At 55.0% G+C, this 12670-nt stretch carries 13 protein-coding genes and 1 pseudogene; 6 read left to right on the forward strand and 8 right to left on the reverse strand.

The features are described from left to right. Positions 1 to 43 precede the first annotated feature (43 nt). The 4 genes from cpxP (at position 44) to ACRCWW_RS15880 (ending at position 3423) form a co-directional block, all read left to right on the forward strand. Positions 44 to 547, forward strand: coding sequence for a cell-envelope stress modulator CpxP (cpxP, locus tag ACRCWW_RS15865; protein ID WP_404658225.1), 504 nt, complete (start codon positions 44 to 46; stop codon positions 545 to 547). A 137-nt stretch (positions 548 to 684) separates the two neighbouring features. Next, complete coding sequence (fieF, locus tag ACRCWW_RS15870) at positions 685 to 1599, forward strand: CDF family cation-efflux transporter FieF (protein WP_438683259.1); 915 nt, start codon at positions 685 to 687, stop codon at positions 1597 to 1599. Positions 1600 to 1776: 177 nt separating this feature from the next. After that, on the forward strand, positions 1777 to 2739 hold the full coding sequence (gene pfkA, locus ACRCWW_RS15875; RefSeq protein ID WP_438683260.1) for a 6-phosphofructokinase: 963 nt from the start codon (positions 1777 to 1779) through the stop codon (positions 2737 to 2739). Positions 2740 to 2919: 180 nt separating this feature from the next. Next, positions 2920 to 3423, forward strand: a complete 504-nt coding sequence (locus ACRCWW_RS15880) for a DUF1993 domain-containing protein (protein ID WP_438683261.1) — start codon at positions 2920 to 2922, stop codon at positions 3421 to 3423. 61 nt (positions 3424 to 3484) lie between these two features. On the opposite strand, the gene rraA is transcribed toward ACRCWW_RS15880, so the two are convergent. From rraA to priA, 7 genes are all read right to left on the reverse strand, one after another. Continuing rightward, complete coding sequence (rraA, locus tag ACRCWW_RS15885) at positions 3485 to 3970, reverse strand: ribonuclease E activity regulator RraA (protein WP_330984236.1); 486 nt, start codon at positions 3968 to 3970, stop codon at positions 3485 to 3487. A 92-nt stretch (positions 3971 to 4062) separates the two neighbouring features. Next, the gene (menA, locus tag ACRCWW_RS15890) at positions 4063 to 4983 is read right to left on the reverse strand and encodes a 1,4-dihydroxy-2-naphthoate polyprenyltransferase (RefSeq protein ID WP_438683262.1); all 921 of its coding nucleotides are present in this window, start codon (positions 4981 to 4983) and stop codon (positions 4063 to 4065) included. Positions 4984 to 5051: 68 nt separating this feature from the next. Next, positions 5052 to 6386, reverse strand: coding sequence for an HslU--HslV peptidase ATPase subunit (hslU, locus tag ACRCWW_RS15895; RefSeq protein WP_438683263.1), 1335 nt, complete (start codon positions 6384 to 6386; stop codon positions 5052 to 5054). A 9-nt stretch (positions 6387 to 6395) separates the two neighbouring features. After that, positions 6396 to 6926: an ATP-dependent protease subunit HslV gene (gene hslV / locus ACRCWW_RS15900; protein ID WP_330984239.1), complete on the reverse strand. Its 531-nt coding sequence runs from the start codon at positions 6924 to 6926 to the stop codon at positions 6396 to 6398. Positions 6927 to 7016: 90 nt separating this feature from the next. Then, entirely contained in the window at positions 7017 to 8030 is a 1014-nt protein-coding gene (gene ftsN / locus ACRCWW_RS15905) for a cell division protein FtsN (protein WP_438683264.1), read from the reverse strand. Between the two features lie 93 nt (positions 8031 to 8123). Continuing rightward, complete coding sequence (cytR, locus tag ACRCWW_RS15910; protein WP_438683265.1) at positions 8124 to 9152, reverse strand: DNA-binding transcriptional regulator CytR; 1029 nt, start codon at positions 9150 to 9152, stop codon at positions 8124 to 8126. Between the two features lie 149 nt (positions 9153 to 9301). Then, positions 9302 to 11500: a primosomal protein N' gene (gene priA / locus ACRCWW_RS15915; protein ID WP_438683266.1), complete on the reverse strand. Its 2199-nt coding sequence runs from the start codon at positions 11498 to 11500 to the stop codon at positions 9302 to 9304. Between the two features lie 205 nt (positions 11501 to 11705). Between priA and rpmE the strand changes: the two genes are divergently transcribed. Further along, on the forward strand, positions 11706 to 11918 hold the full coding sequence (rpmE, locus tag ACRCWW_RS15920) for a 50S ribosomal protein L31 (protein WP_404658215.1): 213 nt from the start codon (positions 11706 to 11708) through the stop codon (positions 11916 to 11918). Positions 11919 to 11972: 54 nt separating this feature from the next. On the opposite strand, the gene metJ is transcribed toward rpmE, so the two are convergent. Then, positions 11973 to 12290 (reverse strand): met regulon transcriptional regulator MetJ, encoded by a 318-nt coding sequence (gene metJ / locus ACRCWW_RS15925; protein WP_007369220.1) that lies wholly within the window; start codon positions 12288 to 12290, stop codon positions 11973 to 11975. A gap of 261 nt (positions 12291 to 12551) precedes the next feature. On the opposite strand from metJ, the pseudogene ACRCWW_RS15930 reads away from it, so the two are divergent. Next, positions 12552 to 12670: pseudogene (locus ACRCWW_RS15930) on the forward strand (O-succinylhomoserine (thiol)-lyase); the annotation flags it as partial.

Here is a 12670-nt window from a genome sequence, read left to right on the forward strand (position 1 = left end):
GTCTCTCGTTGAATCGCGAAACAAAAGTTTTTGGGAGCAAGTGATGCGCAATGTTATCGCTGCCGTCATGGCCTCAACACTGGCGCTAAGTGCGAATAGCCAGGCTGCTGAAGTCGTTACCGGCGTTAACTGGCACCCGAATGATGGGGCGACGCAGAGCACTAGTCAGAGCCATATGTTTGACGGCATAAGTTTAACCGAACATCAGCGCCAACAGATGCGGGATCTTATGCAACAGGCTCGACGCCAGCAGCCTCCTGTTAATGTTAGCGAAATGGAGACAATGCATAAGCTTGTCACCGCAGAAAATTTTGACGAAACCGCTGTCCGCGCTCAGGCAGAAAAAATGGCGCAAGAGCAGGTTGTCCGCCAGGTCGAAATGGCCAGGGTTCGCAACCAGATGTATCGCCTGTTAACACCCGAGCAGCAAGCGGTTTTGAACGAGAAGCACCAGCAGCGAATGGATCAGCTGCGGGAGGTTGCAAGGATGCAGCAAGGCCCAGCGTCATTGTTGTTTAGTAGCAGCAGTACCCGTAGTAACCAGTAACAAACCCTGTTTTCCTTGCCATAGACACCATCCCTGTCTTCCCCCTCATGATGAGGGGGTTTTTTTTGCCTGTTATTCCCGCCACTGACTCCCATCACATTCCGCTATACTACCCGCAAGAGATTGCAGGAGTGTTTATGAATCAAACCTATGGCCGATTAGTCAGCCGTGCGGCACTGGCCGCAACCGTCATGGCGTCGGTGTTACTTTTGATTAAAATTTTTGCGTGGTGGTATACCGGTTCCGTCAGTATTCTGGCGGCGTTGGTCGATTCCCTGGTGGATATTGCCGCGTCGTTAACAAACCTGTTGGTGGTGCGTTATTCGCTGCAACCGGCAGATGAAGAACATACGTTTGGGCATGGCAAAGCGGAATCGCTGGCGGCGCTGGCGCAGAGCATGTTTATTTCCGGCTCGGCGCTGTTCCTGTTTTTAACCGGCATCCAGCACCTGGTGACGCCAGAGCCGATGCGCGATCCGGGCGTGGGGATGGTGGTGACCGTTATCGCGCTGATTAGCACCCTGATCCTCGTTACCTTCCAGCGCTGGGTTGTGCGCAAGACGCAAAGCCAGGCTGTGCGCGCTGATATGCTTCATTATCAGTCTGATGTTATGATGAATGGGGCCATTCTTGTTGCGCTGGCGTTGGCCTGGTACGGCTGGCATCGCGCGGATGCATTGTTTGCATTGGGGATTGGCATCTATATTTTATATAGTGCATTGCGCATGGGGTATGAGGCGGTTCAGTCACTGCTGGACAGAGCGCTGCCCGATGAAGAACGACAAGAAATCATTAACATCGTCAGCGCCTGGCCGGGTGTGAGCGGTGCGCATGACCTTCGAACGCGGCAGTCAGGGCCGACCCGCTTTATTCAGATTCATTTGGAAATGGAAGATAACCTGCCGTTGGTTCAGGCGCACTTAGTGGCTGAACAGGTTGAGCAGGCGCTATTGTTACGCTTTCCGGGTTCGGATGTGATTATTCATCAGGACCCGTGCTCGGTTGTTCCGGCAGGACGGCAGGGCTTTTTGGACTTTCGTAATTCGTTGTAAAAATGTGGGTCGGATCGGCATTTTTTGTCTAAATTACCGCCATTTGGCCTGACCTGAATCAATTCAGCACGAAGCGCCTGATATACTATCTCTCATATAGTCGATCCTCTCCCTGTATGAGGGAGGGCGCTTCGGGCAACAGAATTATTTTTAGCATTCCTAAGTTCAGAGGTAGTCATGATTAAGAAAATCGGTGTGTTGACAAGCGGCGGTGATGCGCCGGGCATGAACGCAGCAATCCGTGGCGTGGTTCGTGCCGCGCTGTCGGAAGGTCTGGAAGTAATGGGTATTTATGATGGCTACCTTGGTCTGTATGAAGACAGAATGGTTCAGCTTGACCGTTACAGCGTGTCCGACATGATCAACCGCGGCGGTACCTTCCTGGGTTCTGCGCGTTTCCCGGAGTTCCGCGAAGAACACATTCGTGCTGTGGCTATCGAGAACATGAAAAAACGCGGTCTCGACGCGCTGGTGGTTATCGGTGGTGACGGTTCCTACATGGGGGCAAAACGCCTGACCGAAATGGGCTTCCCCTGCGTGGGTCTGCCGGGCACCATTGATAACGATATCAAAGGCACCGACTACACCATTGGTTACTTCACCGCGTTGGGCACTGTGGTTGAAGCGATTGACCGTCTGCGCGACACCTCTTCTTCTCACCAGCGTATCTCCATCGTTGAAGTGATGGGCCGTTACTGCGGCGACCTGACCCTGGCGGCAGCCATCGCGGGCGGCTGTGAGTTTGTGGTTGTGCCAGAAGTCGAATTCAGCCGTGAAGACCTGGTGGCGGAAATCAAAGCAGGTATCGCCAAAGGTAAAAAACACGCCATCGTGGCGATCACTGAGCACATGTGCGACGTCGACGAGCTGGCAAAATTCATTGAAACCGAAACCAGGCGTGAAACCCGCGCGACCGTACTGGGCCACATCCAGCGTGGGGGTTCCCCGGTTCCTTATGACCGTATTCTGGCGTCCCGCATGGGCGCTTATGCGATTGAAGTGTTGCTGGCGGGCTTCGGTGGCCGTTGCGTCGGGATCCAGAACGAGAAACTGGTTCACCACGACATTATCGACGCCATTGAGAACATGAAGCGTCCATTCAAGACCGACCTGCTGGATTGCGCGAAAAAGCTGTACTAAGCGCAGCCGGTTAACGGTGATGACAATCCGTAATCCTTCGGGGTTGCGGATTTTTTTGTTTCTGCATCACAGTTACCGCGCACATTCCGCCCTATGCTTTGACGTTGCCTGAGGTTACTCTCAGTGTGTTTTCGACAACAATAATCCGATACTCGTTTGATATAATTTAGGAAACTGACAATGTCACTGTATAGCGAAACCAAAGCGCAGTTTATTCACGGGCTGGTAAGTCTGGATGCCGTTCTGGCGAAGAGTGCCGGGTGGGCAAAAGAGCAGGGCGTTCAGGAAACCGAATTGCTTGAAGCAAAGCTGGCTGACGATATGTTCCCGCTGAAACGCCAGGTGCAGGTTACCTGTGATATGGCGAAGCGCGCGATTGCCCGTCTGGCAGACGTTGAAGCGCCGGTGAATGAAGATAACGAAGCGACATTTGCAGAGTTGCAGGCACGCATTGCCGCTACCGTGGCTTATCTGAAGAGTGTGGATGATGCGAAACTGGAAGGGGATGATGCGCGTCCAATCCTGGTTCAGGCCCGCGAGCATCAACTGCATTTCACCGCCAGCAGCTATGTGTTCCAGTTTGCTGTGCCGAATTTCTATTTCCACAGCACCACCGCTTACGGCATTTTGCGTCAGGCCGGTGTGCCGCTGGGTAAACGCGATTTCCTCGGCAAAATTCAGTAAGACGACGGAAACGAAAAAGCCTTCTCACAGAGAAGGCTTTTTTATGCCGAACACGCCGGGATCACTCGATATCGAGTGCGTCTTCCGAGAGGATGATACCCGTGTTGTCGGCATACAGGTGATCGCCGGAGAAGAACGTCACGCCGCCGAAATTGACGCGTACGTCGCTTTCGCCAATGCCTTCACCCGCAGCACCAACCGGAATAGCTGCCATCGCCTGAATGCCGATATCCAGCTCTTCAAGGTCATCAACCTGACGGACGGCACCATAAACCACAATGCCTTCCCACTCATTTTGCACCGCCAGTTTTGCCAGATCGGCATCAATCAGTGCGCGGCGTACGGAGCCCCCACCATCCACCAGCAGGATGCGGCCACGTCCGTTCTGTTCGAGCATATCGTACAGCAACCCGTTATCCTCGAAACATTTCACCGTGATAATTTGTCCACCAAACGACGACCGTCCCCCAAAGTTGGAGAACAGCGGTTCAACGACATTGACATCTTCCTGGTAGATGTCGCAAAGCTCGGATGTATCGTATTTCATAGGCTTAACGTTCTGAAGCTGTGAGTGCTTTCAGTATATCGTGCGAATCGCATTGTTGGCAAAATCATCAATTGTTAATTGATATTTGTCAGTTAAGCGAACGCGCGGCTCAGGACAATTCCGGCTACAAACAAAAGGTTAGTCAGCAGAGCGCCTTTTACGGTGCGTTCAAGCATGGGGCGCATATCCACCGGGTCGTGATGCGTCAGGACAAATCGCGCTTGTTTGACCAGCAGCGGTGCGGCCAGAATAAACAACCAACCCCACAAACTGTGCAGAGCCAGCAGGTTAAACAGCGCCAGACACAGCAGAGCGCCCATCAGCAGGCAAGTGTGATAGCGACGGGCATTGACCGGCCCAAGGCGCACAGCGAGCGTGTTCTTGCCGTTCTCGCGGTCGCTGTCGATATCACGCAGGTTGTTGATGTTCAGCACCGCCGTCGCCAGCAATCCGCAGGCTGTGGCCGGTAAGAAGGTCACGGCTTCCAGCGTATGGGCCTGCAGATACCAGCTCCCCATCACGCTCAGCCAGCCGAAGAAAATCAGCACAGAGATATCGCCCAGTCCGATGTAACCGTAAGGGCGAGTGCCCACGGTGTAGGTAATGGCCGCAATGATTGAGACCGCACCCAGCACCATAAAGCCGATAAAATCCTGCATCGTCTGATAGGAGGCCATCAGCAGGGCGATACCAGAGACACAAATCAGCAGCACGGTCACGATCAGCGCGCGCTTCATCTGCTCCTGAGTAATCACCCCTTTCTGCATCCCGCGCAGTGGCCCAATACGGTCAGGCTTGTCACTGCCTTTCACGGCATCGCCGTAGTCATTCGCCAGATTGGAGAGAATTTGCAACAGGCCCGCCGTCACCAGCGCCAGCAGCGCCACGAGAGGGTTGAAGTGTCCTTGCCACCAGGAAAGTGCTGTGCCGACGACAATGGCGGCAAAAGCCAAAGGTAACGTTTTCGGGCGCAGGCTTTCCAGCCAGGCCTGGGTACGGCTGAGTTCAGTCATAGTTTTTAGCCAATAAAAATGGGGGCCAATAGCCCCCATCAACAGTGATGAAAATGCAATTACCGGGATTATAGGATAAAACGGCTCAGATCTTCATCTGCCACCAACGCATCGAGATGTTTACTCACATACTCCGCATCAATGGTAAAGGACTCACCCTGACGTTCACTGGCGTCGTAGGAGATGTCTTCCATCAGGCGCTCAAGCACCGTGTGCAGGCGGCGCGCACCGATATTTTCGGTGGATTCGTTCACCTGCCAGGCGGCCTCAGCGATACGCTTAATACCACTTTCGGTGAACTCGATCGTTACCCCTTCAGTCGCCATCAGCGCTTTGTACTGGACGGTCACAGAGGCGTTTGGTTCGGTCAGAATACGTTCAAAGTCCTGCGTGGTGAGCGCTTTCAGCTCAACGCGAATCGGCAGACGACCCTGCAGTTCCGGGATCAGATCTGACGGGCTTGCGACCTGGAAGGCACCCGAAGCGATAAACAGAATGTGGTCGGTTTTGACCATTCCGTGCTTGGTGGAAACGGTGCAGCCTTCCACTAACGGCAGCAGATCGCGCTGAACGCCTTCGCGTGACACGTCCGGGCCGGAGGAGTTACCGCCGCGCTTACAGATTTTGTCGATTTCGTCGATGAACACGATCCCGTGCTGCTCAACTGCGTCGATAGCATCCTGTTTCAGCTCTTCCGGGTTCACCAGTTTTGCCGCTTCTTCTTCAATCAGCAGCTTCATCGCGTCTTTGATTTTCAGCTTACGCGGCTTCTGCTTCTGACCGCCGATGTTCTGGAACATGGACTGCAGCTGGCTGGTCATCTCTTCCATGCCCGGAGGCGCCATGATTTCAACGCCCATCGGTGCCGCAGCGAGGTCGATTTCGATCTCTTTGTCGTCCAGCTGGCCTTCGCGCAGTTTTTTGCGGAATGCCTGACGAGCGGCAGACGGCTCCTGCGGTTGTTCAGCCTGGCCCCAGTTGTTTTTCGCCGGAGGGATCAGCACGTCGAGAATGCGCTCTTCCGCCATCTCTTCCGCGCGATAGCGGTTCTTGTCGATGGACTGCATGCGCACCATTTTCACGGCGGCATCGGTCAGATCACGGATAATGGAATCCACTTCTTTACCGACGTAGCCCACTTCGGTGAACTTGGTGGCTTCCACTTTGATGAACGGCGCGTTGGCGAGTTTGGCCAGACGGCGGGCGATTTCGGTTTTACCGACACCGGTTGGGCCGATCATCAGAATGTTTTTTGGGGTCACCTCGTGACGCAGCTCTTCGTCGAGCTGCATGCGGCGCCAGCGGTTACGCAGGGCGATAGCCACAGAACGCTTGGCAGCGTCCTGGCCGATAATGTGTTTGTCGAGTTCGCTGACAATTTCGCGTGGGGTCATTTCAGACATGGGAGATCCTTACGCTTTAGAAGGTAATTCTTCGATGGTGTGGAAGTGGTTGGTGTAGATGCAGATGTCGCCTGCAATATCCAACGCTTTCTCCGCGATTTCGCGGGCACCGAGGTCACTGTTTTCCAGCAGCGCACGGGCAGCAGCCTGCGCATAAGGGCCACCGGAACCAATGGCAATCAAATCATTTTCGGGCTGCACCACGTCACCGTTACCGGTGATGATGAGGGAGGCATTTTCATCGGCGACGGCCAGCAGCGCTTCGAGTTTGCGCAGCATGCGGTCGGTACGCCAGTCTTTAGCGAGCTCCACTGCGGCTTTCACCAGATGGCCCTGGTGCATTTCAAGCTTACGCTCGAACAGTTCAAACAGCGTGAAGGCATCAGCGGTACCGCCCGCAAACCCGGCGATCACTTTGTCGTTATACAAACGGCGGACTTTTTTCACGTTGCCTTTCATCACGGTGTTGCCAAGCGTAGCCTGGCCATCACCGGCAATAACGACATGACCGTTACGGCGAACACTAACTATTGTTGTCACGAGCGGACCCCCTGGGTGTAAAGCAGAATACAGGCCCCGCACGCTATGCGGGGCAGATTGCAAGTAGAGATGGGGGGGATTTTGGGGGTTTCAACCCCCGGAGGCGAGACGAATGCAGTTTGAGTGGCCAGCAACCTTCAGGCGCGAGATCGTGCCATCGGCATTCTCTTTGCCTTTCACCGGGCCAATGACCACGCGATTCCAGCCATTATTGGTGGTGATGTGGGAATCGAAACCTTCAAAGGCGAGCTGGGCACGTACGGTCTCGGCCTGATCGGCACCTTTAAAGGAGCCGCACTGAATCATCCAGCGACGATCGTCTTTTTTCTCGGCTGTCTGTTTGGCCGGCTCTGGCTCACGCGTGACGGGAGCCGCCTGCTGTGTCTTTGGCTGGCTGGCGGCCGTGTGCGCTGGCGTCTGCAACAGATCCTGATAAGGCTGCTGAGCGCTTTGCTTCGGCGGCGTCTGATGTTGCTGAGCAGGCTGACTCTGTGTGGTACGAGCTTGCTGTGGCGCTTGATAAGGCTGTTCGCTCACACGCGGCTGCGTGCGCGGAGCCTGTACCGGCTGAGACTGCGACCACTGTTGTTGCTGAACCTGCTGCTGAGCTTGCTGTTGCGCCAGACGCTGGCGTTGCAGCGTTTGCTGACGCTGGGCTGGCGTTTGCTCGTTCCACGGTACTTCCGTCAGCTGTGTTGGCTGCTGGCGCATATCGGCCTGCATTTGTGCCAGCAGCTGGCGCTGTTCGTCGGTGAGCTGATTCGCGTTCTGAACTTCCCCGCCCGCAGACGGTTCAGTTGGCGCACGCACGCCCGGCTGACGGCTTTCCAGCTCTTTGATGTAACGCCAGCGTTCTTCAGGCTTCGGCGGCAGGCCATTGCCCGTCACCTGACGGCCCGTGAGTGCCTCAGATTCTTCTTTCTTGTGATGGGTAATAAAGTACAGACCGCCAATAAAGGCGACCAGCACAGCCGCAGCAATAGCGACCATCGCTGGTGAAACAGCAGGAAAGCTACTTTGCTTCTTCCGTGAGTTCCTTGAAGGACCCTTTTTGCGCCGCGAAGGAGCCGGTTGGCTGCGGCGTACATAATCTCGTTGTGCCACTATCGTTTCGCTGTATTTATTCGTTCGTCAGTCCGCCATGTTACTTAAGCGACGGGGCTTTGACCAGAAGCGGGAGTCCGAAAGCCATTTAGTTTAAGGCTTAATTTTAGTAGTACTACCCCGAAGGACCAGTTCACAATCGAGCAGGCGCGAGCCGCTACTGACATTCTGACCACTCAGTTGATCGAGTAACAACAACATCGCCTCACGCCCAATCTCAAAACGGGGCTGAGAAACGGTGGTCAGCGGGGGATCGCAAAATTCAGCTAATGAGATGTTATCAAAGCCAATTATTGATAAATCCTCAGGGATTTTCAGGCCGCGGCGTTTTGCGAGGGACATTGCGCCAAGCGCCATAATATCGCTGTGGCAAAAAATCGCCGTAGGCGGTTGTGGCAGAGCCAGGAGTTGTTCCAGTGCATTTGCCCCGGCTTCGTAAGTAAAGTTGCCGCGCGCAATATAGTGTGGGTCAACGGTGAGCCCGCTGCGGCGCAGCGCCTGGACGTAGCCTTGCAAACGATAGTGGCACAGCGGCATCTCTTCCGGCCCGGCAATACAGCCAATGTGCTGATGGCCCAGCTCATGCAGATAGTTAACGGCGTTGAATGAGGCGGTGAGGTTGTCGATGTGAACCGTCGGCAGTTCGAGTTCTGGCGCGAATTCGTTGGCCATCACCATCGGCGGCAAATTCCGTTGCTCTTCGATGCTGGCGTCAAACGGCAGGCGAGAACCCAGCAGCAGCATGCCGTCGATTTGTTTGGTGATAATGAGGTCGATAAAGGTCTTTTCCTGCTGATTCTGGTGGGCACAATCGCCAATCAGCACCAGATAGCCTTGCTCGGCCGCCGTGATTTCGATGCCACGGATAATCTCACTAAAGAAAGGATCGCAGATGTCCGGCACTATCACCAGAATGGTTCTCGACTCGTTGCGCTTCATGTTGCGCCCCAGAGCCTGAGGAAGATAACCCACTTCCAGCGCCGCCTGTTCCACTTTGTTACGCGTCGCCTGGGAGACTTTATCGGGGTTCATCAATGCCCGGGAAACGGTTGCCGTAGAGACATTCGCTTTCTGAGCCACATCCTTCATGGTTGCCGCAACAACCTCTTTATTGGACTTCACCTGGGTTCTCCTCGCTGACGGGGGCAGAGACTTCCGCTGTCTCTGACAACAACCTCTTTTTTATCAGAGAGTCAGTCCGGGGAGTTACAGAAATTTCATGAAAAGTGTGACCGAAGCTAAATTTTTCGATCTCCCTCGCAGCGCGAGGGTTAGCCTTCAATCGGATCGACATCCAGCACCCATTTCACTTTTCGCGAGGCGGGAAGGGTGTTGATGAGCGCCATGGCGCCGCTAACAATATGCTGTAAACGCAGGCGTGATGGGTGTTGCAGCACAATTTGCCAGCGCCAGCGTCCGCCGCGTTTTGGGGCCAGCGCGGGCACCGGGCCGAGCAGCCAGAGCTTATCGTCCGTCAACGGGCTGGCCTGGATCAGGTTTCGCAACTGCTGCAAAAAGAGCGGTGCGTCCTGATTATTGTGATCTTCCGCGCGAATCAGGACATGGCTGGTCCAGGGCGGCAATTGCAGCGTCTGGCGTTCCGCCAGAGCCTGTTGGGCAAAGGCGTCATAGCCCTGATGAAGCAACGTTTGCAGCAGAGGATGTTCAGGATGGTGCGTCTGCAAAATGACTTCACCCTGCTTACCGGCTCGCCCGGCACGGCCCGACACCTGAGTGTAGAGCTGGGCAAAGCGCTCGGCGGAGCGGAAATCCGCAGAGAACAGCGCCCCGTCCACATCCAGCAACGCCACCAGAGTGACATCCGGGAAATGGTGGCCTTTGGCCAGCATCTGGGTGCCAATCAAAATTCTTGCGCCACCCCGGTGCACTTCGGCCAGATACTGCTCCAGCGCACCTTTGCGGCTGGTGGTATCGCGGTCGATACGTGAAATGGGCACGTCCGGAAACAGCGGCGAAAGCGCTTCTTCGAGCTGTTCTGTGCCTAATCCCACCGGCACCAGATGCGTTGAGCCGCAGGATGGGCACTGGCGTGGAATAGGGCGCTGGCTGTCGCAGTGGTGGCAGCGCAGATGGCGATGTGTTTGATGCAGGGTGTAATAGCTGTCGCAGCGTGGGCATTCGGCAATCCAGCCACATTCATGGCACAGCAGCGCAGGCGCATAGCCGCGACGGTTCAGAAACAGAATGACCTGGTTGTCTGCCTGCAAATGCTGACGCATCCTGCCGATAAGCGCAGGCGACAGGCCTGCCTGAAGCTGCTGGCTTTTTAAGTCCAGCACATGCTGATTGGCCGGACGGGCGTTACCCGCTCGTTTGGTCAATCTGAGCTGATGGTATTTGCCCTGGCGAACGTTATGCAGCGTTTCCAGCGCCGGTGTTGCGGAGCCCAGAATGATGGGGATTTGCTCGTTATGCGCACGCCACACCGCCAGATCGCGGGCATGGTAACGCCAGCCTTCCTGCTGCTTGTAAGAGCTGTCGTGCTCCTCGTCGATAACGATCACGCCGAGATTGTTAAACGGGGTAAATAAGGAGGATCGCGTGCCAATCACAATGGCCGCTTCGCCGTTTTTGGCCTTCAGCCAGACGGCGAGCCGCTCGCTGTCGTTCAGGGCGGAGTGAAGTACTTCGACCGGGGCAGTAAAGCGTTCGCGAAAACGGGCGATAGTCTGCGGCGTCAGGCCGATTTCCGGCACCATCACCAGCGCCTGTTTGCCTTGCGCCAGCACGTTTTCCAGAACGCTCAGATAAACTTCCGTTTTGCCCGAACCGGTCACGCCTGCCAGCAGCCAGGCAGAGAAGCTGCCCGAAGCGCTATGAATCGCGCCCACGGCGGTGGCCTGTTCCGTATTCAGGCGAAGGCGTTCACCCGTCACGGCATAACCGTCTCGCCAGTCGGTAATGAGCGGCGCGGCGCTGGCCAGTTCGCAGTAGCCTTTTTTACGCAGGCCTTGTAGTGCGGCGTCGTTAAATTCAAGCTCAGCAACCTGATGACGCCAGATCTTACCCTGTCGCAGCGCGGCGAGCGCCTGCTGCTGCTTAGCCGATCTCTTCAGGGTGCTGATATCGACAGCCTGGCCTTGCTCAGTGGCAAACCAGTACCACAGCGGCGTCGCGCTGGCGGGTTTTCCCTGACGTAAGAGGATTGGCAAAGCGTGAAACAGCACATCGCCAATGGGATGATGGTAATACTCTGCGGCCCACAGCAGCATGCGCCAGACGGTCGGCGTGTACACCGGCTCATCGTCCAGCGCCTCAATGACGCTTTTCAGTTCATTCAGCGGCAGTTCGCTCACGTCGCTGACGGAGACCACAATGCCGACGCGCTCCTGTTGTTTCCCAAATGGCACACGTACGCGACACCCGGCTTTGGCACTGATGCCTTCGGGCAACAGATAGTCAAACGTGCGGGGAAGCGGAACGGGCAGGGCAACGTGTGCGACGGGCATCAGCTCATCCTGACTTGAAAAAGGGTGGGATAGTATACACATTGTTACTCAGGGAGCGCGGATCAGATTGCAACCCCTGGTTAAATTCTGTATGATTCGCGGCCTTTGATGCGCTTTATGCGGTATCAAAAACTATACTATCAACATCGCGTGGTGTCTGGCGTTAGGGCTGGAAGAGCGACGCGGCCTTAACTGAGGTTCTCCCATGAAAAAAGATATTCACCCGAAATACGAAGAAATTACTGCAAACTGCTCTTGCGGTAATGTGATCAAAATCCGCTCTACCGCGGGTCACGATCTGAACCTGGACGTGTGCGGCAAATGCCACCCGTTCTACACTGGCAAGCAGCGTGATGTTGCTACCGGTGGCCGTGTTGACCGCTTCAACAAGCGTTTCAGCATCCCAGGCGCAAAATAAGTTATCTTGTTGCCAGAAAAAACCGCCTGCGGGCGGTTTTTTTGTGTCTGAAAATCAGTACTCCCACGTATCCGGGTCGATGCCCAGCTCACGCATAATCACTTTCGCCTCTTCCGGAATTTCGTCACTACGCTCTTTACGCAGATCTTCATCGTTCGGCAGCGGCTGGCCGGTGAAGGCATGCAGAAACGCTTCGCACAGCAGTTCGCTGTTGGTGGCGTGACGCAGGTTGTTCACCTGGCGACGGGTACGTTCGTCGGTGAGGATCTTCAGCACCTTCAGGGGAATGGACACCGTAATTTTTTTGACTTGTTCACTCTTCTTACCGTGCTCAGCGTAGGGGCTGATATATTCGCCGCTCCATTCAGCCATGAGATACCTTTCCTCTAATCATTAATAAAAGGTCTGAGCGCTCGCCCGACCATAATCCCGCACAGTTTACCTTAGTGATGTGACCATGACATCAGCAAAGCCTTTTCTAATGTGCGCTAATACGGATGATTTTAACGGCTATTGACCGATTGCTCAATCTATACGCAAAGAAGTTTAGATGTCCAGATGTATTGACGTCTATTGTAGCAGTGGTTACTCTGGGGCCTGACTTTTCATCGCCAAAGCCAGGAACGATTCACCATGACGCGTAAACAAGCCACCATCGCAGTGCGTAGCGGGTTAAATGATGACGAGCAATATGGCTGCGTTGTCCCCCCGATTCACCTCTCCAGTACCTATAACTTCACCGGATTCAATGA

The organism is Scandinavium sp. (assembly GCF_051650185.1).
GTDB lineage: Bacteria > Pseudomonadota > Gammaproteobacteria > Enterobacterales > Enterobacteriaceae > Scandinavium.

Bases quoted from the DNA above. Each gene is read 5' to 3' on its own strand.
- rraA (WP_330984236.1), bottom strand. From the start codon at position 3,970: ATGAAATACGATACATCCGAGCTTTGCGACATCTACCAGGAAGATGTC.
- hslU (WP_438683263.1), bottom strand. From the start codon at position 6,386: ATGTCTGAAATGACCCCACGCGAAATTGTCAGCGAACTCGACAAACAC.
- metJ (WP_007369220.1), bottom strand. From the start codon at position 12,290: ATGGCTGAATGGAGCGGCGAATATATCAGCCCCTACGCTGAGCACGGT.
- fieF (WP_438683259.1), top strand. From the start codon at position 685: ATGAATCAAACCTATGGCCGATTAGTCAGCCGTGCGGCACTGGCCGCA.
- rpmE (WP_404658215.1), top strand. From the start codon at position 11,706: ATGAAAAAAGATATTCACCCGAAATACGAAGAAATTACTGCAAACTGC.
- pfkA (WP_438683260.1), top strand. From the start codon at position 1,777: ATGATTAAGAAAATCGGTGTGTTGACAAGCGGCGGTGATGCGCCGGGC.
- cpxP (WP_404658225.1), top strand. From the start codon at position 44: ATGCGCAATGTTATCGCTGCCGTCATGGCCTCAACACTGGCGCTAAGT.
- priA (WP_438683266.1), bottom strand. From the start codon at position 11,500: ATGCCCGTCGCACACGTTGCCCTGCCCGTTCCGCTTCCCCGCACGTTT.
- menA (WP_438683262.1), bottom strand. From the start codon at position 4,983: ATGACTGAACTCAGCCGTACCCAGGCCTGGCTGGAAAGCCTGCGCCCG.
- ACRCWW_RS15880 (WP_438683261.1), top strand. From the start codon at position 2,920: ATGTCACTGTATAGCGAAACCAAAGCGCAGTTTATTCACGGGCTGGTA.